Source organism: Saccharothrix obliqua (assembly GCF_019375475.1).
Lineage (GTDB): Bacteria > Actinomycetota > Actinomycetes > Mycobacteriales > Pseudonocardiaceae > Actinosynnema > Actinosynnema obliqua.
Window position 1 is genome coordinate 454466 of record NZ_JAHXGQ010000002.1, and the last position, 21371, is coordinate 475836.

Below are 21371 nucleotides of genomic sequence, written 5' to 3' on the forward strand. Positions count from 1 at the left end.
GTCGCACCCGTGGACGCCCGCGTGGGCAGTTTGGCCGGCGGGCCGGCGCACGACACTGGACCGGTGAGAGCGCGAGGCGACGAGCGGGTCGCCGCCGAGGGATCGGACCGCCGCACCACCGCGCCCCGCCGCGCGCTCACCCCGTCGGCGTTGCACCGCCTGCAACAGGCCGCGGGCAACCGGGCCACCGCGCAGCGGCTCGCCGGGGACGTCCGCGGGGGCACGCGGTTGGGCGCGCTGGAGGCCGACGTCGCCGCGAAGCGGAAGGCCGTCACGCACCACCCGACGGCCGCCGCGGAGGCGGGTGCCGCGCACGCCGCCGCCAAACCTCCCCCGGACGACCGCGAAGCCCTGGGCAAGGCGGCGCAAGCGGAGCGGATGCACGCCGCCCGGCCGGGTGCGTTCGACCAGGCCGCGTTCGTCCGGGCGGTGCGGGAGGCGATCGCGGCACGCGCGCCGAAGAACCTCGACGAGGCCGACAGGTTCGGCGACTCGGGTCGAGCCGACGCCGTGCGCGACACCGTGCGCGGGCAGGTCGCGGTGCACGGCAAGGCCGCCGCCGGTCCCGTGGAGCGCACCACCGCCGCGCCACCGGAGCCGGTGGCGGGCAAACCGGTCACGCCGCTGCGCCCGGACGCGCCGCCGCCCGCACCCGCACCACCCGACCCGGCGATGGCGACGCCCGACCCGGCACCGCCCGGCGCCGTGGCCCTGCCGACGGGTGCGGTCGACCGGAGGATGGCCGACGCGCACGTCACCGACGACCTGCTGGCGAACTCGGGTGAACCGGAGTTCACCGACGCGTTGGCGGACAAGAGAACGAGCGAACGGCACGCGGCCACCGCGCCCGGTGAGGTCCGCGCGGCCGAGCGCCGGACGCTGCGGGACACCAGAACCGCGGCCGCGGAGACCGGTGCGGCGGCCATGGCCGCGTTCGCCGCCGAGCGCACGCGGGCGGGCGCGGACGTCACGACGGGCAAGCGGGACGCGCGGGGCCGGCACGAGGCCGGGCGCGCCCGGGTCACCGCCACCCTCCAGAACGTCTTCGACGCCACCAAAAAAGACGTCGAGGACGTGCTGACCGGACTCGACGCCAAAGTGGACGCCGAGTTCACCACCGGTGAGAAGGCCGTGCGGGACGCGTTCACCGCCGACCACAAGCGACGCATGGCGGCCTACAAGGACAAGCGCTACTCGGGCTTGCTCGGCGCGGGTCGGTGGCTCAAGGACAAGTTCGCCGGTCTGCCCGCGGAAGCCGGCCGGATCTTCGACACGGCCCGCGAGGGTTACGTCTCCGGTATGCGGCGCGTGATCTCCGACGTGGCCGAGCTGATCGGCGTGGAGCTGAACCACGCCAAGCAGCGCATCGCCACCGGTCGCGCGCGGATGGCCGAGGCGGTGCGGTCGCTCGCGCCGGAACTGCGGTCGATCGGCCGCGAGGCGGCGGCCGGGTTCGCGCAGCGGTTCGACGGGCTGGCCGAGTCGGTGGACGCCAAGGGCGCCGAACTCGTGCAGACCCTCGCCACCCGCTACCGGGACGCGCTCAAGTCCGCGGACGACGAGATCGCCGCCGCGCAGGCGGAGAACCGGGGCCTGGTGGCGAAAGCGGTGGCGGCCGTGGGCGCGGTGGTCGACACCGTCCTGCGGCTCAAGGAGCTGCTGCTCGGGGTGCTGGGCAGGGCGGCGACCGCCGCGGCGGCGATCATCCGGGACCCGATCGGCTTCCTCGGCAGGCTGGTGGGCGCGGTCGGCGCGGGTTTGCGGTCGTTCCTCGGCAACATCGCCACCCACCTGCGGAAGGGCCTGCTCGGCTGGCTGCTGGGCGCGCTCGCCTCCACCGGCCTCCGGTTGCCCGCCCGGTTCGACCTGCGCGGCGTCCTCGACCTGGTGGCGTCCGTGCTGGGCCTGACGTGGGCCGCGATCCGGGGCCGGGTCGTCGCCAGGGGCGTGCCCGACCAGGCGGTGACGGCCGCCGAGGAATCCGTGCCGCTGGTGCGGAAGGTCCGCGAGGAAGGTGTTTCCGGACTGTGGGAGGAGGTCGGGGAGCAGGTCGGCGACCTCAGGGAACGACTGTTCGGCAAGATCACCGAATACCTCGTGCCGACGGTCCTGGTCGCGGGTGTCACGTGGCTCTTCTCGCTCCTCAACCCGGCGTCCGCGTTCGTCAAAGCCGTGAAGATGATCATCGACCTGGTCACGTTCGTCGTGGAGCGCGGAGCGCAGCTCGCGGAGTTCGCCCACGCCGTGCTGGACGCGGTGACCGCGATCGCCGCGGGCGGCACGGGCGGGGTGCCCGCGTTGATCGAGAACGCCCTCGCGCGGTCCGTGCCGGTGTTGATCGGCGCGCTGGCGGCGATCCTCGGCATCGGCGGCATCGCGGAGAAGGTCCGCGGTTTCGTGCGGTCGCTGTCCGAGCCGGTGCTCAAGGTCGTGGACCGGGTGGTCGACCGGGTCGTCGGGCCGGCGAAGCGGCTGTGGGCCAAGGCAAGAGGCGGCCGAGCGGGCGCCGGCGGACCGGGCGCGGCGAGCGGCACGCGGTCGTTCGCGATGGCGGGCAGGCCGCACACGCTCACCGCCGACCTGCGGGGCGGGCGGCTGCGCGTGGTCATGGCCAGCACGCCCGGCGCGCTGCTCGCCAAGGCCGAGGCCGCCCGCCGGTCGTCCGACGAGGCGCACCGGCCGGAGGTCGCCGCCGCGCTCGCCGCGTTCACCGCCGAGCACGAGCCGAAGATGCGCGCGATCGAGGCGAGCGGGCGCAGCGCCGACAACAAGCAGCGCGAGTTGGACCTCCTGCTGCGTGACATGGCCGCCGACCTCGTCGCGATCGGCACCCGGTTCCGGCTCCAGGACCTCGGCTCCTACGCGGCGCTCGGGTTGGGCGAGATCGAGCTGAACCGCGTGGTCCACGACGCGCTGGGCATCGCCCGCAACCGCGTGCTGGGCAGCCGCGCCGCCACCGCGGGCACCGAGCCCAAGGACGACGACGGGCTGAAGCAGCGCTTCGAACGCCTGATGCACAACGCCAGCAGCGCCTACCGCCGGGCGGGCGGGGCCACCATCGGCGCGGGTGAGGACGTGCACCGCTTCCGCGGCAACACGTTCCGGTTCGCCGGTGCCACCTACTTCGTGGACCACCAGCACAACTACATCGTCCCCGACCAGCGGGTCGGCCCGAACCGCGGCGCGCTCGACGGGCGGGTGTTCGTGTCGAGCCGGCCGGTGGTCCCGTCCCGCGCCGCGCTCGACGGCGACCCGGCACGCGGCCTGCTGGAGGAGTTCGCGTACACCACGCACCAGCACAGCGGGCGCCGCTTCGCCGAGCTGGCCCGCCTCGCCGCGTACGGTGGCACGGTGGAACCGAACGCCGGGACCATGCTGCTGGCCGCGCTGGTCGCCGAAGCCGAGCGCAACCCCAACGCGCACATCACCAACCTGCTGCTGCTCGAAGAGGGCGCGGACCGCCGGTTCTACGACGACGCGCCGATGACGCGCGGCGGCTCGGACAACCCGGTCGCGCGCCGCGACCGGACGTTGGCCGACCTCGGCTCCGTCGTGCGGCTGCCACCCGCCGAGGTGACCGACGCGGAGATCGCGTTGGTGCGGCGGCGGTTCGAGGCCAGGGAGGGCATGTCGCTGGCCGAGGTGGTCGCACACCTCGGGGCCGACACGACCAAGCGCGACCTGGTTGAATTCCTGGTCCGGGCGGCCGAGCGGCTGTAGGAGGCGTGATGTCGGGCGGTGCCGCGGAATCCCTCGTGCGGGCACGGCTGGCGGCCGTGCGCCGGTCGTTCGAGAACGCGCTGGCCGCGCCCGGCGACAACGCCGTGCCCGCCCTCGACGTGGACCTGCGCGTGGACCAGGTGCGGCAGGTCGTCAGCAGCTACGGCGGACCGGAGTTCTGGGAGGAGCGCGCGGGCCTGCGCTGCCTGGCCAACCGGGAGATCCCGCAGCGGTTGTTCCTCGGCTTCGTCGTCGGCCGCAAGCGCGAGCTGCCCGCCGACCTGGCCGTGGTGCTGCTCGCCGAACTGTGCCGCGACCGGCCGCGCCGCGCGGTGGTCGAGATGGACGCGGCGAACCTGGTGAACCTGCTGGTGGTGGCACCGTTCCACGCGCCGGGCCTGGAACTGCCGATCTGGTTGACCCTCGCCCACGACCTGGCGACCGGCGACGACCGCCGCGACGTGTTCCACCGCCTGCCATCCACCCGCACCGCCTACGACCCGCTGCACGCCGAGATCCCACCCGGCGCGCCCTACGGCGACGACCTGCGCCCACCGCGGGAACCGCCGCCCACCGCGGCGGCGTACCGGTCGGCGCTCCTCGCCGCCACCGGCCCGGACCCGGACGCCTACGTGCGTGCCCACGTGTTCGAGCGCGTGGCGGCGCTGCTCGCGTGACCATTGCTCCCACGCGCTCGCCGGCGGGAGGATCCCGGGACGGACCATTCGCCGACAGGGAGCCGATATGCGAAGACGATGGGCGACAACGGGCGCGGGCGCGGTGCTGGCCGGGGCGATCGTGGTGGGCGTGCCGACACCGGCTCTGGCGAACTGGCAACCGTGGGAGAACCTGCAGGGCATCGATCTGATCAGCGCACCCGCGTTCGCGCCGGGCACCATGATCTACGCGCGCGACACGTCGTCGAAGTTGGTGCGGACCTCCGGCAGCGGGTGGGAGCAGGTGCCCGGTGTCGAGCCGTACGAGAACGTCTCGGTGATCAAGGGCAGTCGGGGCGGCACCACGGATCCGACGGAGATCTACTACCGGGGCGCGGGGTTGCACGTGCGCTACCTCGACACCGTTCGGATGTGCCACGTCGGGGCGGGCTGCTGGTGGGAGTCCTACAACGGCGACACGAACGGCACGGCGAGCAGCACACCCGCCGCCGTGACCCTGCACCCCGGCCGGGTGGACGTGTTCGCCCGCTCCACCGAGGGACGGTTGCGGCACAGTTGGCGGTACGGCTCGGCGTACGAGGTGTGGGCGCCGTGGGAGGAGTTCGACGGCCCCGCGTTCAGCGAGCACCCGGCCGCGGTGAGCTGGCGGTCCGGCACGCGCCTGGACGTCTTCGTCCGGGGCGAGGACGCCCACCTGTGGCACAAGTGGTGGACCGATGGCGTCGGCTGGTCCGGCTGGGAGGACCTGGGCGGCGACATCGCCTCCGCGCCCTCGGTGATCTCGTTCGACGACGGCCGGCTGGACGTGTTCGCCCGCAGCGCGGGCAACACCCTGCTGCACCGCTGGTGGACCGCCGGCGGTGGCTGGTCGGGGTCGGAGGACCTGGGCGGCGACATCCGCCACTCGCCCGCCGCGGCGAAGACCGGCCACCGCCGGATCGACGTGCTGGCCACGGGTGGGGACCGCAAGCTGCACCGGATCTGGTGGGGTTGAGCCGTCCGGGTGGGGCCGGTGCGCCCGGCTCCACCCCGTTTTCGTGGACATCGCGTGACGCCGCAACACTTCCGAGGCGCTACGTCGGGCACGCCGTCCCTCACGCCGGACCCGTCCGGACGGACGTGTACCGCCGGCCGTGACCACGGGATCGCCGGAGGGGGTGACAGTGCCGCGTGAAGGGCTGAACCACGTTTCGCGCCATGGTTCGCGGGGTCGGCCAAGCGCGACGATCGGAGCACGGCGGCCTCATGAACCGCGTCCGGCCCCGGCAGACCGCCGACCGGGGTGCGAGGAGGACTGGCACATGACGCACACACCCGTCCGGGCACCGGAATCCGTCGAGCAGGTGATCGAGCGGATGCGGGCCATCGACGCCGAACTCCACCCGCGGGACGGCATCGCGTGCTTCAACCGGACGTACCTGCGGGTCACCGAGCTGGTGGGGCGCGACATCGCCGACGGGTTCTTCGCGGACCCGGACTTCGTGGCACGCCTGGCGGTCGTGCTCGCGGGCCCATACTTCACCGCGGTCGACGCGGCGCGGGCGAGAACACGACCGCCGGTGCCGTGGAAACCGCTGTTCGACGCACGCCACGACCGCACCATCTGGCCGGTCCAGTACGCGTTGGCCGGTGCGAACGCGCACATCGCCCACGACCTCCCGCTCGCCGTCACCACCACCTGCCGGGAGCGGGGCACCACGCCGGCCACCCCGCCGGTGCACGCGGACTACCTGCGCGTCAACGAACTGCTCGCCGAGGCCGGGGCCGAGGTGCGGGCCGAGTTCGAACCGCGGCTCCGCAAGCTCGCCACCGCCGACGCCGAGCGCTTGCGGCACGTGGTCTCGGGTTTCGACATCTCACGTGCCCGTGACGTCGCGTGGGGCACCACGCTGACCTTGTGGCAGCAGCGCGACCTCAAGCCGCTGCACAACACCACGCTGGCCACCGTCGCGCACGAGGCGGCGATCGCCGGTTCGCTGCTGCTGACGCCCGTGGCCCCGCCGCCCGCGTAGGAGCCGCCTCAGCGGTCGCGTGGCGTGACGCCGTGCAGCATGAGGTCGGTGACGATGGCCGTGAAGTCGCGGGACGCCGTCCGCCCCGCCTGGATGGACCACGCCGCGCCGACCACGAGGCTGTAGAAGGCGTCGGTGAGCCACGCGGGCGTGAGGTCGGGCCCGAACTCGCCGCTCTGCCTGCCCCGCCGGAACAGCTCCACGATCCGCGCGTCGATCTCCAGCCACGCGGCGGGCTCGCGGTCGAGGTCCAGGTCGAGGCTCTGCGAGTACAGCAGCGCGAGGTAGGGCGACACCGGCTCGCACGCGGCGACCAGCCGGCGCAACGCCTCCGCCGCCGGGCCCTCGTCCAGGTCTGCCGCCTCCACCGCCTCGCCCAGCAGGGCGACGGCGAGGTCGTCGAGGGCGGCGAGCAGCGCACCGCGACCGGCGAAGTGGCGGTGCAGGGTGGCGCGGCTGACGCCGACGGCCTTGGCGATCTCGTCCTGGGTGGCGTTCGGGCGGCGGCCGAGGAAGTCGGCTGCCGCGCGCAGCATCTGCTCTCGGCTCATCGTCACGCGCACAGGGTAGGGCGATGAACCCGTCTCGCCCTGGCCAGGCCCGGCACACTGTGAGACAAAAACGTCTCATGCGATGTACAGTTGCCTCGCACCCAGGGACCGCCGACCGAGGAACGAGCCACCATGAGCACCGCTCCGCCGCTGGACCACCGAGCAGAACGCGCGCCCGGCCGCTGGGCGGCACTGGCCGTCCTGTCGTCGGCGGTCCTCGTGGTCGCCGTCAACGGCACCGTGCTGTCGCTGGCCACGCCGTTCCTCAGCGAAGCCCTCCGGCCGACGGCCACCCAGCTGCTGTGGATCGGCGACGTGTACGCGTTCGTCCTGGCCGGCCTGCTGGTCAGCATGGGCAGCCTCGGCGACCGCATCGGCCGCAAGAAGCTGCTGCTGATCGGCACCTCGGCGTTCGGCCTGGCGTCGCTGCTGATCGCCTACGCGCCCACCGCCGAAGCGCTCATCGCGGGCCGGGCCGTCCAAGGCATCGCCGGGGCCACCCTGATGCCGTCGACCCTGGCGCTGGTCCGCACCACCTTCACCGACCCGCGCGAGCGGACCACGGCGGTCGGTGTCTGGGGTGCGGCCCTGTCCGGCGGCGCGGCGGCCAGTCCGCTGCTGGGCGGCTGGCTGCTGGAGCACTTCTGGTGGGGCTCCGTGTTCCTGATCAACGTGCCCATCGCGGTCCTCGTGGTGGTCTTCGGCGTCAAGCTGCTGCCCGAGTCGAAGAACCCCGCGCCGGGGCCGTGGGACGTGCCCAGCGTGCTGCTGTCGACGGTGGGCGTGGTGGCCGTCGTCTACGCGATCAAGGAGTTCGCGGTGCACGGCGCCCGGCTGGACGCCGTGCTCGCCCTGCCCGCGGGTCTGCTCGCGGTCGCCCTGTTCGTGCGCAGGCAGCTCACGCTGCCGTCACCGCTGATCGACGTGCGGCTGTTCCGCGACCGCGCGTTCACCGGCGTGGTGGGCGCGAACCTGCTGTCGATCTTCGGCCTGGCCGGGCTGATCTACTTCCTGTCACAGTTCTTCCAGCTCGTCAAGGGCTACGGCCCGCTGCACGCGGGCGTGGCCGAGATGCCCGCCATGCTGGCGTCGGCCGTGACGGGCCTGCTGACCGGGCTGGTCGTGCGCCGCACGTCGGTGCGCGTGGCGATCTCCGGCGGGTTGGCGTTGACCGCGGCGGCCATGCTGGTCCCGGCGTTCGTCACGCCCGACACCGGCTACCCCCTGCTCGGCGTCTCGTTGTTCCTGGTGGGCACGGGCACCGGCCTGACGTTCACCGCGGCCGGCTCCGTGATCCTGTCCGCCGTGCCCGAGGAGCAGGCGGGCGCGGCGTCGGCGGTGTCCGAGACCGCCTACGAACTGGGACTGGCGCTGGGCATCGCGGTCCTGGGCAGCCTCGTGATGGGCGTCTACCGCGGTTTCACCGTCCCGGCGGGCGTGCCGGCCGAAGCCGCCGAGGTCGCCGCCGGGTCGCTGGGCGGCGCGGCGCACGTGGCCGCGAGCCTGCCCGCCGACCAGGCGGCGGGCCTGCTGACCGCCGCCCGCGCGGCGTTCACCGACGGCCTGGCCATCGCCTCCGGCATCGGCGCGGCGCTGCTCCTGGCCGCCGCGGTGGTGGCGTCGGTGATGCTCAAGCGCCGCTGACCGGCTCCTCGGGGGCGACCAGGCCCGACCGCCACGCCCACGACGCGACCTCGACCCGGTTGCGGGTGCCGAGCTTCCCCTGGACCGACGCCAGGTGCGTCTTCACCGTGGACAGGGACATGTGCAGGCCCGCCGCGATCTCCTGGTTCGTCAGGCCGCGGGCCACCTCCCGCACGACGTCGCGCTCCCGCGCCGTGAGCAGGCCCGGGTCGGGTCCGGTCCGCCGGCGGGAGAACCGGGCCAGCAGGCGCACGGTCACCCGCGGCGAGATCAACGCGCTGCCCTGCGCCGCCGCGCGCACGGCCTCCACCAGCAGGGCCGGCCCGGCGTCCTTGGTGAGGAAACCGGCGGCCCCGTTCTCCAACGCGGTGTGCACGTACTCGTCCAGGTCGAACGTGGTCACCACGACGACCTTCGACGTGGGCGCGAGCCGCCGGGTCACCTCCAGCCCGTCCAGCCCCGGCATCCGGATGTCGACCAGGCACACGTCCGGCGCGTGTTCCCGGGCCGCACGCACCGCGGCCACCCCGTCGGGCACGTCCGCGACCACGGTGATGTCCGGCTGCTTCTCCAGGATCATGCGGAAGCCGACCCGGACCATCTCCTGGTCGTCGGCGATCAGGACGGAGATCACCGGCCCGCCCGCGGCAGCTCGGCGGTCACGCGCCAGCCGTTCGCCACCGGGCCCGCGCTGAACCGGCCGCCCAGCAGGGCGACCCGCTCCCGCATCCCGACCAGGCCGTACCCGCCCGGCCCCCGTGCCGCGCCGGGTTCCCCGTCGTCGGCCACGACGAGGCGCACCACGCCGGGCGCGTGGGTCAACGCCACCTCGACGGCGCTCGGCCGGCGGGCGTGCTTGCGCGCGTTGGTGAGCGCTTCCTGCACCAGTCGCAGCAGGGACCGGCCCAGCTCGGGCGGCAGGTCGGGCGGCAGGTCGACGGTCAACCGCACCGGCACGCCGGACCGCCGGGTGCGCTCCACGGCGGCCAGCACGTCGGCCGCCAGGTCCGTCGACGTGGTTTCCGGCTCGCCTTCCCGCAACGTGCCGACGAGCGTGCGCATCGCGCCCAACGCCTCCGTCCCGCTGCGCACGATCCCCGGCAGCAGCCGGTGCGCCGCGCCCGGGTCGTCGTCCGAGACCTCCTGCGCGGCCTGCGCCTGCACGAGCATCCCGGTCAGGTGGTGCGCCACCACGTCGTGCAGCTCGCGTGCCAACGCCATCCGCTCCTCCCGCTGCACCGCCGACACGACCGCGGACATCCGCGCCTCCCGTTCCCCGTCCCGCGTGCGCAGGAACCAGCCCGCGCCGACGGCGAGCGACCCGATCAGCAGCGAGCCGACGACGTTGGTCGGCGTGAAGGGGAACCCTCCACGCGCCCACGCCGCGTGAGCGCCCACGGCCATGAACGCCGCGACGACGGTCACGGCCACCTTCGGCGACGCGCCGCGGACGACCGCGACCACCACCACGCCGCACGCGGCGGTCTCGACGACGGACAACGGGCTGAGCAAGCCGTCCAGGCCGGTGTGCCCGATGTCGAGCACCACCGAGGTCACGGCCACGGACCCGACCGCGACGGCGCTCGCCGCGCGCGGGTACCGGCGCGCCGCCAGGGCCACCACGCACGTCGGCACGGTCAGCAGCCACGCGAGGAGCTGCCCGTCCCAGCCCGGCAGCACCCAGTCGAGCTGCACCGCCGACAACGCGCCGAGCCCGACCACGATCGGCCACTGCCGGCGGAGTCCGTCCACGGTGGACACCGTACTGACCCGCGTTCCGGAGCCGCATCGGTCATCCGGCCGACCCGGAATGGCGTTCCGGCCGAGGCGCGCGACCCGGGCCGCCGCCCAGGATCGGGGCCATGGTGCTGACAGCTCGCGGGGTGACCAAGCGGTACGGGGACGTGGTGGCGCTCGACGGCGTGGACGTCGACATCGCGGCCGGCGAGGTCGTCGCGGTGGTCGGCCCGTCCGGCGCCGGCAAGACCAGCCTGCTGAAGGTGGTGTCGGGCGTGCTGACCGCCGATCACGGCGAGGTGCGCGTGGCGGGTGTGGCGGTCGGCGGCCTGTCGGAGGCGGAGCGCGGCGTGCTGCGCCGCACGACGTGCGGGCTGGTGTTCCAGTCCGGGATGCTGGTCGCCGAACTCACCGCCGCGGAGAACGTCGCGCTGCCCCTGCTGCTCGGCGGCGCGCCGTGGTCGGGTGCGGCGCGGGCGGCCCGCGAGTGGCTGGACCGGCTCGGCGTCGACGGGCAGGCCGACCGGCGGCCCGACGCGTTGTCGGGCGGGCAGGCGCGGCGGGTCGCGATCGCCCGCGCCCTGGTGCACGGGCCCGCGCTGGTCCTCGCGGACGAGCCGACCGCCGCGCTGGACAGCCGCACGGGCGACGCGGTGGTGACCGCGCTGCTGACCGCCGCGCGGGCCGCGGACGCGGCGGTCCTCGTCGTCACGCACGACCCGGCCGTGGCCCGACGCGCGCACCGCGTGATCGAGTTCCGCGACGGGCGGGTGGCGGCATGACGCGGCTCACCTTCGCGGTGCTGCGCGGCGACCGCGACGGCCGGGTCGCCGTCGTGCTCAACGCGCTCGCGACGGCCGTCGGCGTGCTGCTGGTGCTGTGGTTGCTCGCCGTGCCCGCCGCGCTCGACGCGCGCGAGGCCCGGTCCGCGTGGCGGGCGGGCGCGGCCGGTGACGCCCTGACCGTCGCGGTCACGCGGGACGAGTTCGGCGGGCGGCTCGTGGAGCGGTTCGACGTCACCGCGCCCGACCCCGGTGCGGTGGCGGTGGCGGCGGGCATCCCCCGGCTGCCCGGACCGGGCGAGGTGCTGTTGTCGCCCGCGCTGGCGGAGCTGACGCGCACCACGCCCGCGGCACGCCTCGGCGACCGCTTCCCCGGCCGGGTCGTCGGCGAGCTGGGCGCGGCGGCCCTGCGGTTCCCGGACGAGCTGGTCGCGGTGGTCGGCCACCCGGTCGGCGCGGTGGCCGGACCGGGTCGCCGGGACCTGCTCGGCGGGCCGCCCGGCGACGGCGGCGAGGCGGCGTACCTGTTGACCGGCGTCGGCCTGGTGGTGCTGGTGGTGCCGTGCCTGGTGCTGGTGGCCTCGGTGGGCAGGCTCACCGAGGCCCGGCGGGCGCGGCGGCACGCGGCGTTGCGCCTGGCCGGCGCGACACCGGGGTGGACGGCGCGGATGACGGCGGTGGAGGCGGCGGTCGGCGCGGTGCCGGGCGGCGTGCTGGGCGTGGCCCTGGCGACACCCGCGGCCGGTCTCCCGGCGGCGGTCCCGTGGGGCGGCGGCACGTGGTTCCCGGCGGATTTCACACCGCACCCGGTGACCGCGGTCGTGGTGGCGGTGCTCGGGTCCGCGTTGCCGGTCGGCGCGGCGGTGCTCGGGCACGTGCGGGAACTCCGCCGCCCGCCCGTCCCGCCCGGCGACCGGCGGGTCACCGCGCGGCGGCTGCTCGTCGTGCTCGCGGCGGCCGGGGTGTTCGCCGGCGGGCTGGTGGCCGCCGGCGAACTGGCCGGGCGGCACCGGCTGCTGCTGGTGCCGGTCGGCGTCGGCGGGGTGCTGCTGGCGCTGGTGTTCGTCGGGCCGGTGGGGACGTGGCTGGTCGGCCGGGCCGTGTTGCGCTCGCGCCGCGGGCCGTGGGCGTTGCTGGTCGGCCGCCGGCTGGCGGGCCGCCCGGTGGCGGCGTTCCGGGCGGCGGCGGGTGTGCTGGTGGCGGTGTTCACCGGGTCCCTGGCGTTGACGACGGCGCCCGCGCTGGAGGCTCAGGTCCGCTTCGACGACGGCACGTGGCGGCCGGGCGCGGTGGTGGCGCACGACGTCGGCGCGCCCGGGGTGGACGCGGCCCGGCAGGCGGCCGACGTCGTGCCGATGACCACCGCGCTCCTGGTGTCGCGGGGGCGGTCGCACCCGGCGGTGGTGGGCCGGTGCGCGGACGTCGCCACGGTGCTGACCGGGCTGGTGTGCGCGCCGGGACCCGCCGTGTACGCGCCGGGGCCGCTGGAACCCGGTCTGCGGCTGCACGACCGGACCGACCGCTCGTACGCGGCGGTCGCGCCGGACGCCCCGGTCCGGCGGCACGGCGGCGGCCCGCTCGTGGTCGTGGACCCGGAACTCGCGCCGTCACTGGCCACGCGACCCAACAGCGTGGCCGTCGTGACCACGCCCGAGGACCGGGACGTCCGGCGCACGGCCCTGGCGCGGGCGCTGCCCGGTGTCGCGCTGACCGACCGCGCCGGTACCGACGCGGTCGGCGTGACGTTGCTCGGCGACCTGGAACGCGTCGTGCTGGTCGGTCTGGCGATCGCCGCCGCGCTCGGCGCGGGCGGCGCGGCGGTGGCGGCGGTCGGCTCCGTGCTCGACCGCCGCCGGGTGCTCGCCGCCCTGGTCGCGGCCGGCACGCCGACCCGCCTGCTGCGCCGTGCGTCGCGGGCGGAGGTGGTGCTGCCGGTGTGCGTGCTCACGCTCTTCGCGTGCGGCGCGGGTGTCGTGGTCGGCGTCGGGCTGCTGAGCGTGACGTCGGGCGTGCCGGACGGCACCGCACCCGTGCTCACGCCGTGGATCGCGGCACCGGCGGTGGCGGGCGCGGTGGTCGCGCTCGTCGCGGCGGTCGCGGCGGGGTGGGCGTTGCGGCGCGTCGGGATCACCGAGCACCACTGAGAGCACTGCTTTCCGAGCGCGCCGGACCGGCGCTGAACGAGGGTGGGTCACGTGAGGATGTCCGGCGGTTTCCGCTCCGCGCTGGTGATCGGCGGGCAGGGTGTGCGGACGCGCAAGCTGCGGACGTTCCTGTCGGCGGTCAGCCTGTTCCTCGGTGTCCTCGCGGTGTTGACCGTGCAGGCGGGCGCGGAGATCGCGGAGCGCGCGATGCTCAGCGGGGCCGAGCTGACGCAGGGCGTCGACGGACGGCACGCTCCGGATGGGCGTGCCGGGGGACGGCGACGCGCCCGAGGTGGTCGAGCGGACGTTGGCCGGGCGCACCGACGCGGCGGCCGTGCACACCGCGAGGGCCGTCATCGGCGAACCGGGCGTGCGGCCGGTCAACGACGGCGCGCTGCCGTTCGACCGCCCGCGTGCCAACGGCTCGTGCCCGGCGGGTTGCGCCGTGGACGGCCAGGCGGTCGAGGTGAAGCTCAAGGCGTTGACCGGCGACATCCGCGCGTTCCGCCCGTTGCGCGTGGTTTCCGGGCAGTGGCTGGACTTCACCACCGCGCCGTCCCTCGCGCCGGGCGTCGTGCTGAACGAGGAGGCGGCGAAGGGCCTGCGGCAGCACCGGGTGCCGGCGGAGATGGCGGTGACCGGTGCGACGGCCAACCTCACGCCGAGGGTCGTCGGCGTGGTGACCGACGGCGATCCGCAGCCCTCGGCGTACGTGCGGGTGGACGAACTGCGCACCTGGGTGCCCGGCGGGGACGGGTCGCGGATGACGGTCATGTTCACGCCTTCGTCGGGTGAACTGGCCCGCACCCTCCGTGCCCGCCTGGTCGCCGCGGGCGTGGCCGAGGAGGCACTGGCGATCGACGTGATCGACGCGCGGGCCGAGGTCGAGCACCAGTTGGCGTTGCTGCGGTGGATCTTCCTGGGCATGGCGGGCCTCGTGCTGCTGATCGGCGTGGCGGGCGTCCTCAACGTGGGCCTGGCCGCGGTCGGCGAGCGGGTCGAGGAATTCGCCCTCCGCCGTGCCGTGGGCACACCCCGCCTCCTGCTCGCGGCCATCGTCCTGGCGGAAACCCTGCTCACCGGCCTGCTCACCGCCGCCGCTGTCGGCGTGGGCGTGGTCGGCCTGCGGGCGGCGGCGTCCGTCCTGGCGCACCCCGCGCTGACCGGCGTGGCGTTCCCGTGGCAGGCGGCCGTCGCCGGCGTCGTCGCCGGCCTGACCGCGGGCCTGCTCGGCGGCCTGGTCCCGGCCATCCGCGCGGCACGCATCCCGATCGCGGCGGTGATGCGCGCCTGACCGGCAGGCGCTCCACAAAGTTTCCGATCCGAAAACTTGCGTGACACGTAAGTTTGGCTACGCTGGTGCCCTCGGATCAGGAGGAGGCGCGGGAACGTGGACGTGGTGGTCGTCGGTGGTGGGCCGAACGGGATGGTGGTGGCCGGTGAGTTGGCGCTGGGCGGGGTTCGCGTGGTGGTGCTGGAGCGGAACGCGGGGGTGAATTCCGAGCCCCGGTCCAACGGGCTCGTCGGGCAGGTCGTCCGGCTGGTCGACCGGCGCGGCCTGTACGAGCGGCTGGCCGGTCGGGACGGGCCGCCGCGGGCCAACGACGGCTACTTCATGTTCGCCGCGCTGCCGCTCGACCTCGGGGTGCTCGCGGACAGCCCCGTGCACAACCTGCCGGTGCCCGAAGCCGACATGGTCCGGGTGCTCGCGGAACGCGCGCGGGAACTCGGGGTCGACATCCGGCGTGGCCACGAGGTGGTCGGGCTCGGGCAGGACGAGGACGGCGTCACGCTCACCGTCGACGGTCCCGACGGCGCGTACCGGCTGCGCACCCGGTACGTCGTCGGCGCGGACGGCGCGCACAGCTCCGTCCGCAAGGCCACCGGCATCGGGTTCCCCGGCGTCACCCACGACCGCACGACGAACCGCACCGCGCACGTCACCGTGCCGGCCGACCGGCTGGACCCGGCGTCGGGGGCGCTGCTCGTCCCGGGCCACGGGCCGGTGCTGCCGTTCCTGCCCATCCGCACCGCGCGCGGCGGGTTCTCGTACGCGCCGCTGCCCGGCCGTCCCCCGCTGGTCGCCACCACCGAGTGGGACCAGCCGGCGTCCGACGCGCCGATGAGCCTGGACGAGCTGCGGACCAGCGTCCGCCGCGTGCTCGGGGCGGACGTGCCGCTCGGGCCGCCGCCGGGACCCGGCCCGCACGTGCTGCGCAGGCTCGACGGCGGCAACACGCGGGTCGCCGAGCGGTACCGGGACGGGCGGGTGTTCCTGGTCGGGGACGCCGCCCACGTGTTCTCCGCCGGCGGCACCGGGCTCAACGTCGGCGTGCAGGACGCGCTGAACCTGGGCTGGAAGCTCGCCGCCGCGGTGCGGGGCGACGTCGACGTCCTCGACACCTACGAGGCCGAGCGCCGTCCCGCCGCCGACCGCACCGTCACGTTCGCCCGCGCCCAGGGTGCGTTGCTGGCACCGGGCGACGACGTCACGGGCCTGCGCGAGCTGTTCGGCGAACTGCTCGCCCAGCCCGGCGTGGTGCGGGTGCTCGCCGACCTGGTGGCGGGCGCGGACGTCCGCTACCCGATCGGCGAGCACCCGGCGGTCGGCCTGCCCGCACCGGAGCTGGACCTGCGCTTGGACGACGGCGTGGTCCGGCTCTCGGCGCTGGCGGCGGTCCGGCGGGCGCGGCCGGTGCTGGTCGACCTCACCGCCGGGGGCCTGCGCGTGCCCGGCGTGGAGGTGGTCCGCGCCGAGGCGGACACCGACCTCACCGCCCTGCTGCTGCGCCCCGACTCGTACGTGGCGTGGGCGTCGAACGATGCCCACCCCGACGAGGACGCGTTGCGCGCGACCGCCCGCCGGTGGTTCGGGCCGGTCACTGGTAGGAGATCATCACCGGTGTCGGCCGACGGGTCATCGTCTGCTCCGGCGTGAGCATCGGGTGGTCCTCGTCGTAGAAGTTCTTCCACCCCAGCGGCAGGTCACCGGGTCGCGCCCCGACCACCGCCGCCCAGGTGTCGTCCTTCTGCGCGGTGGAGCCCTGGCCGTCCATGTGGATCAGCACGGCCAGCTCGTCGCGCGAGGTGTCCAGCGCCTGCTCGTCGCGGATCATGGTGAGCTGGAACTGGTGCACCACGACCAGCTTCTGCGGCAGCTTGGCGCGGGCCGTGAGGTCCGCCAGCCACGTCGTGACCTCGTTGATCTCCGCCGCGTCGACGCCGCCGATCTGGCGCAGCGGCACCTGGTCGGGACCGAGCTTCCACTCCGGGTCGATCGCCAGGCCGACGTTCGGCATCTCCAGCAGCGACGCGTAGCGCTTCGCCTGGTCGACCAGCGCGGCCCGCCCGGGTTGCAGGTCGAGCACCACGTAGAGCCCGGCCTCGCTCGCCCGCCGCACCCACGGGAGCAGCGTCTCCACCTCCGCCTCGCCCGAGTAGTCGCCGTCCGGGCCGGGATCGCCCTGCGCGACCGTGGCGATGATCTCGAACGCGGGCGTCACCGGCACGTCGCTGAGGGGTTCGTACTGCTTGGCCAGCTCCTTGGCCCGGGTGATGCTCTCCTCCACGTCCTGCTCGCCGAGCACGCCCAGCACGGGCGCGCCGGGGTGGCCGTACAGGCAGACCAGCCGCCGGCCGGGCAGCACGAGCTGACCGCCGCCGGGCAGGGCGGGCGCCTGCGCCGCCGTGTCCAGCCGGGCACGCAGGCGCTCACCGGACCCGAACCGACCGCCCAGCGCCAGCACGGAGCCGGCCGGGCGCCGGTGCAGCTGCTCGACCACGGCCGGGTCGGCACGCGGGTCGGCGCCGCGCACGGTGACCACCTCGGCCCGCGCCGCGCGGGCGGTCGCGATCGCGGTGGCGTCGTCGCGGTCAGGGTCGACCAGCACGGTGACCCCGGCGGGCTCGGGCGCGCGGGTCGCCGGCAGCCCTTCCGGCGACGTGCCGTCCGCGGTGGCGTCGACGCCGACCACCGACGCCGGACCACCCCACGCCTCGACCTCACGACGTGCGTCCGCGCCCACCGCGACCACCGAGCCGGGCGCGAGCCTGGTCACCTCGCGGCGCACCTCCTCGGGTCCACCGGCGGCCGTCAGCAGCACGGGCACGCCCAGCCGCTCGGCCGCGGCGCCCGCGGTGCGGACCGCCTTCTCGTCACCGGCGGACGCCACCACCACGACCGGAGCGCTGCGGAACAACGCCGCGCTGGCCGCGACCGCCGACTCCACCCCGGGACGCGCGTCCAGCACGGTCGTCGGGCCGGACGGGACCACGACCTCGGCGACGGGCGCGTTCGCCCCGGTCGTCGAGGTGGAATCCGCCGAGCCGATCGTGCACCCGGCGAGCAGCACGGCCGCCGACGCGCCCGCCAACCAGCGCCGCGACCTCGCGGACAGCAGATTTCGCAAGCCCTTTCCTCCAGTCCGGGTGACCACCTGGCCACCGTATCGGCCCCGCGGCGGGTCGGCAGGACGGACCACTCGCCGGGGGCGAAGACGATTCGCCGCACGACTGTCTACAGTGGAATGACAGTAGCGGAGTCCGCGGTACCGCTCATTTCGGGTCCACAGTGGACCAAACGCGTCGTGCAGCCTGCACCTCAGGGCTTTCCGGGCCCGCGCAGGCACGGAACACCACCCCGGGAAGCAGCCGGGCGACCCGGTCGGTGTCCGCACCCGGCGGATCGCGAGTTGCGTTGGTCACCCGTTCGAGTCGTCGGCCACCGCGGGACGCGTAAACGCGGACCCACCCGGGTAGCAACCGGTGGTGGCCCAGACGACGGTGGTGATCGCCACGCGCGACCGCGCGGACGAGTTGGTGCACACGTTGGAGCGCTTGCGGGAGCTGTCGGTGCCCGTGGTGGTCGTGGACAACGGGTCGTCCGACGACACGGTGGCCCGTGTGCGACGGGATTTCCCGTGGGTGGACGTCATCGAGCTGAAGCACAACGTGGGCGCGTCGGCACGCAACCACGGTGTTCGACGAGCACGCACGCGGTACGTGGCGTTCAGCGACGACGATTCGTGGTGGGCGCCGGACGCGCTGGTCAAAGCGGAGGCGTTGTTCCGGCGGTACCCGCGGCTGGGCCTGGTGGCGGCGCGGATCGTGGTCGAGCCCGAGGGGCGCGTCGACCCGGTGTGCGCCGAGATGGCGTTCTCGCCGCTGGGTCGCGCCGACGACCTGCCCGGCCCCTCGGTGCTGGGTTTCGTGTGCTGCGCCTCGGTCGTGCGCCGCGGGGCGTTCCTGCGGGTGGGCGGGTTCAACCCGGTGCTGTTCTTCCCCGGCGAGGAGCGCCTGTTCTCCTGGGACCTCACCGCGGCCGGGTGGGCGTGCTGCTACGTGGACGACGTGGTGGCCCACCACCGGCCGTCCAAGGTGCGCGGGCCGTCCGCCGTCCGGCGCCGGGCGGAGCTGCGCAACGACCTGCTCACCACGTGGCTGCGGCGCCCGCCCGGGGTGGCGCTGGCCGAGGCGGTGGCGCTGGGCAGGCGCGGGGTCGGCGACGAGGACGCGCGGGCGGCGCTGGCCGGCGCGCTGCGGAAGCTGCCCGCGGTCGTCGGGCAGCGGCGTCGCCTGCCCGCCGAGGTGGAGCGCCAGGTCGCGTTGCTCGACCGGTCGGCCCGCGTGGTGTCGCCCGCCCGCTGACGCGTCAGCCGTCGGCGGCCCGCCACAGGTCGCTCAGCGCCGCGTTGACCGGCCCGGGGTGCTGGACGTGCGGGTAGTAGCCCGGCACGGTCAGCAGCTCGGCGCCGACCCGCTCGGCGATGACCTCGGCCGCGGCCATCAGCGGCGCGCCGGCCAGCCGCCGGTACTCCGCCGGCGCGCCGGACCAGTCGCCACGCACCACCAGGGTCGGCCACGGGGCGTCGGCCAGCGGTTCCAACGGCGTCGGCGCGTCCCAGCAGGGCCGCTCCCCCATCGCCGCGCGTGCCGCCCGCAAACGCTCGGACGTCGGCTCGGCCGGCGTCATGCCCACGGCCTCCGCGGTCAGCCGGAGGTAGTCGTGCGGCGTCAGGTCCGGCGGCAGCGCCACGGTGGCGGAGCGGTTGCGCCGCAGGGCTTCGGCCACGACCGGGTGCGCCTCGGCGGCCCGCAGGGCGCCGGGCTGGATCAGGCACAGCGACCGCACGAGGTCCGGGCGGCGCGCGGCGGCGAGCATCGCGCCGACCGCGCCGTAGGAGTGGCCCACCAGGTGCGCGCCGGAACCGAGCAGGTGGACGACGTCCTCGGCGTCGACGGCGTAGTCGGTCGTGTGCGGGCCGGCCAGGTCCGGGCTCGCGCCGTGACCACGCCGGTCGACCAGCAGCAGCGTGCGCTCGACTGCCAACGGGCGTTGGTTGCCGAACCCGTAGAGGTCGTCCGACCCCCAACTGAGGACACCGTGGACGAACACCGCGGGAGGAGCGTCGGCGGGACCCGGTAAGACGGTCGCATGAACGGCTGCCATGCCGTCACGGTAGTACCCGGTTGTCGCACAACGCGCACAAAGCTCGCATCGAACGCGGACATCCCGCGGGCACCGTCGGAGGGGTCAAGCTCCGGCTCCACCTGTGAGGGAACATGTTTCGCCGTTGGTCGTGCGCGTCCGTGAAGGTCCTGCTGGTCGGTGTGCTCGCGTTGGCGGCCTGCTCACCCGGCGGGTCCGGCCCGTCGGCGCCCGCGGCGGAGGAGGACGGGAGCATCCCGGAGAACACCGGCATCTCGCCCTACCGGTCCGAGCACGCCGCGATCCGCAAGCTCGACCCCGACCTGCTGGCGGCCGTGCGGCAGGCGACGGAGGACGCCAAGGCGGCCGGCATCAAGGTCACCGTGACCTCGGGTTGGCGGAGCAGGGCCTACCAGCAGCGCCTGCTCGACCAGGCCGTGACCCGGTACGGCAGCGTGACCGAGGCACGCCGGTTCGTCAGCACGCCGGACACCTCGGCGCACGTGACCGGCAAGGCCGTCGACATCGGCCCGACCGACGCCGCCGACTGGGTCGGCCGCAAGGGCGCGGCCTACGGGTTGTGCCAGGTGTACACCAACGAGATGTGGCACTTCGAGCTGCTGACCACGCCCGGCGGTGAGTGCCCGGTGCAACGCGCCGACGCGGCGGGCTGACCGGTCAGAGCGGTGTGTGGGCGGGGTCGACGCGCTCGCCCTCGGGTACCGGTCCGGGCGGGGTGCCGTCGCCGAACGGCCGGCCGCCGAGTGCTTCGCGGCCGTGCGGCGTCACCCAGCCCGACAGGTCGGGGCCCTTGGGCACGATCTGCGACGGGTTGATGTCCTTGTGCACGACGTAGTAGTGCCGCTTGATCTGCGCGAAGTCCACCGTGTCGCCGAAGCCCGGCGTCTGGAACAGGTCACGCGCGTAGGCCCACAGGTTGGGCATCTCGTCGAGCTTGTTCCGGTTGCACTTGAAGTGCCCGTGGTAGACCGGGTCGAAGCGCACCAGCGTGGTGAACAACCGCACGTCCGCCTCGGTGATGGTGTCGCCGACGAGGTACCGGCGGTCGGCCAGCCGGTCCTCCAGCCAGTCCAGCGCGGTCCACAGCCGGTCGTACGCCTCGTCGTACGCCTCCTGGCTGCCCGCGAAACCACACCGGTAGACACCGTTGTTGACCTCGGTGAACACCCGCCGGTTCACCTCGTCCAGCTCCGCGCGGTGCGCGGCGGGCAGCAGGTCCGGCGCGCCGGGCCGGTGGAACTCACGCCACTCCGTGGACAGGTCGAGCGTGATCTGGGCGAAGTCGTTGGTGACCACGGCGCCGCTCGTGGTGTCCACGATGGCGGGCACGGTGATGCCGCGCGGGTACTCGGGGTCGCGCTTGAAGTACGCCTCCTGGAGGCGCTCGATGCCCAGCACCGGGTCGCGGCCACCCGGGTCGAGGTCGAACGTCCACGAGCGGGCGTCGTGCGTGGGACCCGGCAGCCCGAGCGAGATCGCGTCCTCCAGGCCGAGCAGCCGACGCACGATGACCGACCGGTTGGCCCACGGGCAGGCACGCGCGGCGACCAGCCGGTACCGGCCGGGCTCGGGGGTGAAGCCGTCCCGCCCGTCCGCCGTGATCCGGGTCGTGATGTACCGGGTGTCGCGAGTGAACGCCTTGCCCTTCACCGAGTA

The 21371-nt window shown here is 74.9% G+C and carries 17 protein-coding genes; 11 read left to right on the forward strand and 6 right to left on the reverse strand.

Annotation, left to right across the window (positions count from 1 at the left end):
• Positions 1–63: 63 nt before the first annotated feature.
• The 4 genes from KZQ38_RS08090 to KZQ38_RS08105 all read left to right on the forward strand — a co-directional run bounded on the left by KZQ38_RS08090 (position 64) and on the right by KZQ38_RS08105 (position 6409).
• On the forward strand, positions 64–3720 hold the full coding sequence (locus KZQ38_RS08090) for a hypothetical protein (protein ID WP_219440013.1): 3657 nt from the start codon (positions 64–66) through the stop codon (positions 3718–3720).
• Positions 3721–3728: 8 nt separating this feature from the next.
• Complete coding sequence (locus tag KZQ38_RS08095; protein WP_219440014.1) at positions 3729–4397, forward strand: hypothetical protein; 669 nt, start codon at positions 3729–3731, stop codon at positions 4395–4397.
• 67 nt (positions 4398–4464) lie between these two features.
• Positions 4465–5391, forward strand: a complete 927-nt coding sequence (locus KZQ38_RS08100; protein ID WP_219440015.1) for a DUF8189 domain-containing protein — start codon at positions 4465–4467, stop codon at positions 5389–5391.
• A gap of 307 nt (positions 5392–5698) precedes the next feature.
• Positions 5699–6409 carry a DUF5995 family protein gene (locus KZQ38_RS08105; protein WP_219440016.1) on the forward strand — a complete coding sequence of 237 codons (711 nt, stop codon included), beginning with the start codon at positions 5699–5701 and terminating at the stop codon, positions 6407–6409.
• Positions 6410–6417: 8 nt separating this feature from the next.
• Here KZQ38_RS08105 and KZQ38_RS08110 read toward each other — a convergent pair whose 3' ends face one another.
• Positions 6418–6960 (reverse strand): TetR/AcrR family transcriptional regulator, encoded by a 543-nt coding sequence (locus tag KZQ38_RS08110; RefSeq protein WP_219440394.1) that lies wholly within the window; start codon positions 6958–6960, stop codon positions 6418–6420.
• 132 nt (positions 6961–7092) lie between these two features.
• Here KZQ38_RS08110 and KZQ38_RS08115 point away from each other — a divergent pair, with 132 nt between their 5' ends.
• Complete coding sequence (locus KZQ38_RS08115) at positions 7093–8604, forward strand: MFS transporter (protein ID WP_219440017.1); 1512 nt, start codon at positions 7093–7095, stop codon at positions 8602–8604.
• Here the strand turns inward: KZQ38_RS08115 and KZQ38_RS08120 are convergent.
• Both KZQ38_RS08120 and KZQ38_RS36950 read right to left on the reverse strand, forming a co-directional pair.
• Positions 8591–9238 (reverse strand): response regulator, encoded by a 648-nt coding sequence (locus tag KZQ38_RS08120; protein WP_219440018.1) that lies wholly within the window; start codon positions 9236–9238, stop codon positions 8591–8593. The genes KZQ38_RS08115 and KZQ38_RS08120 overlap by 14 nt on opposite strands.
• A complete protein-coding gene (locus KZQ38_RS36950) occupies positions 9235–10356 on the reverse strand; it encodes a sensor histidine kinase (protein ID WP_219440019.1) in 1122 nt (373 codons plus the stop codon). Before KZQ38_RS36950 ends, KZQ38_RS08120 begins: the two co-directional genes overlap by 4 nt.
• A 110-nt stretch (positions 10357–10466) precedes the next feature.
• Between KZQ38_RS36950 and KZQ38_RS08130 the strand changes: the two genes are divergently transcribed.
• From KZQ38_RS08130 to KZQ38_RS08145, 4 genes are all read left to right on the forward strand, one after another.
• Entirely contained in the window at positions 10467–11123 is a 657-nt protein-coding gene (locus tag KZQ38_RS08130; protein ID WP_219440020.1) for an ABC transporter ATP-binding protein, read from the forward strand.
• Positions 11120–13267: an ABC transporter permease family protein gene (locus tag KZQ38_RS08135; protein ID WP_219440021.1), complete on the forward strand. Its 2148-nt coding sequence runs from the start codon at positions 11120–11122 to the stop codon at positions 13265–13267. Before KZQ38_RS08130 ends, KZQ38_RS08135 begins: the two co-directional genes overlap by 4 nt.
• 259 nt (positions 13268–13526) lie before the next feature.
• The gene (locus KZQ38_RS08140) at positions 13527–14561 is read left to right on the forward strand and encodes an ABC transporter permease (RefSeq protein ID WP_257900966.1); all 1035 of its coding nucleotides are present in this window, start codon (positions 13527–13529) and stop codon (positions 14559–14561) included.
• A gap of 96 nt (positions 14562–14657) precedes the next feature.
• A complete protein-coding gene (locus KZQ38_RS08145) occupies positions 14658–16205 on the forward strand; it encodes an FAD-dependent monooxygenase (RefSeq protein WP_219440022.1) in 1548 nt (515 codons plus the stop codon).
• On the opposite strand, the gene KZQ38_RS08150 is transcribed toward KZQ38_RS08145, so the two are convergent.
• The gene (locus KZQ38_RS08150; RefSeq protein ID WP_219440023.1) at positions 16147–17676 is read right to left on the reverse strand and encodes a hypothetical protein; all 1530 of its coding nucleotides are present in this window, start codon (positions 17674–17676) and stop codon (positions 16147–16149) included. The two genes, KZQ38_RS08145 and KZQ38_RS08150, sit on opposite strands and share 59 nt — an antisense overlap.
• Before the next feature lie 355 nt (positions 17677–18031).
• Here KZQ38_RS08150 and KZQ38_RS08155 point away from each other — a divergent pair, with 355 nt between their 5' ends.
• Entirely contained in the window at positions 18032–18913 is an 882-nt protein-coding gene (locus KZQ38_RS08155; RefSeq protein ID WP_219440024.1) for a glycosyltransferase family 2 protein, read from the forward strand.
• Between the two features lie 4 nt (positions 18914–18917).
• Here the strand turns inward: KZQ38_RS08155 and KZQ38_RS08160 are convergent, their stop codons facing one another.
• A complete protein-coding gene (locus KZQ38_RS08160) occupies positions 18918–19715 on the reverse strand; it encodes an alpha/beta fold hydrolase (protein WP_219440025.1) in 798 nt (265 codons plus the stop codon).
• Between the two features lie 140 nt (positions 19716–19855).
• Between KZQ38_RS08160 and KZQ38_RS08165 the strand changes: the two genes are divergently transcribed.
• On the forward strand, positions 19856–20368 hold the full coding sequence (locus KZQ38_RS08165) for a D-alanyl-D-alanine carboxypeptidase family protein (RefSeq protein ID WP_308258304.1): 513 nt from the start codon (positions 19856–19858) through the stop codon (positions 20366–20368).
• A gap of 4 nt (positions 20369–20372) precedes the next feature.
• Here KZQ38_RS08165 and KZQ38_RS08170 read toward each other — a convergent pair whose 3' ends face one another.
• Positions 20373–21365 (reverse strand): glutathione S-transferase family protein, encoded by a 993-nt coding sequence (locus KZQ38_RS08170; protein WP_219440395.1) that lies wholly within the window; start codon positions 21363–21365, stop codon positions 20373–20375.
• Positions 21366–21371 lie beyond the last annotated feature (6 nt).

Bases quoted from the DNA above. Each gene is read 5' to 3' on its own strand.
- KZQ38_RS08095 (WP_219440014.1), top strand. From the start codon at position 3,729: ATGTCGGGCGGTGCCGCGGAATCCCTCGTGCGGGCACGGCTGGCGGCC.
- KZQ38_RS08100 (WP_219440015.1), top strand. From the start codon at position 4,465: ATGCGAAGACGATGGGCGACAACGGGCGCGGGCGCGGTGCTGGCCGGG.
- KZQ38_RS08105 (WP_219440016.1), top strand. From the start codon at position 5,699: ATGACGCACACACCCGTCCGGGCACCGGAATCCGTCGAGCAGGTGATC.
- KZQ38_RS08110 (WP_219440394.1), bottom strand. From the start codon at position 6,960: ATGAGCCGAGAGCAGATGCTGCGCGCGGCAGCCGACTTCCTCGGCCGC.
- KZQ38_RS08115 (WP_219440017.1), top strand. From the start codon at position 7,093: ATGAGCACCGCTCCGCCGCTGGACCACCGAGCAGAACGCGCGCCCGGC.
- KZQ38_RS08130 (WP_219440020.1), top strand. From the start codon at position 10,467: ATGGTGCTGACAGCTCGCGGGGTGACCAAGCGGTACGGGGACGTGGTG.
- KZQ38_RS08135 (WP_219440021.1), top strand. From the start codon at position 11,120: ATGACGCGGCTCACCTTCGCGGTGCTGCGCGGCGACCGCGACGGCCGG.
- KZQ38_RS08140 (WP_257900966.1), top strand. From the start codon at position 13,527: ATGGGCGTGCCGGGGGACGGCGACGCGCCCGAGGTGGTCGAGCGGACG.
- KZQ38_RS08160 (WP_219440025.1), bottom strand. From the start codon at position 19,715: ATGGCAGCCGTTCATGCGACCGTCTTACCGGGTCCCGCCGACGCTCCT.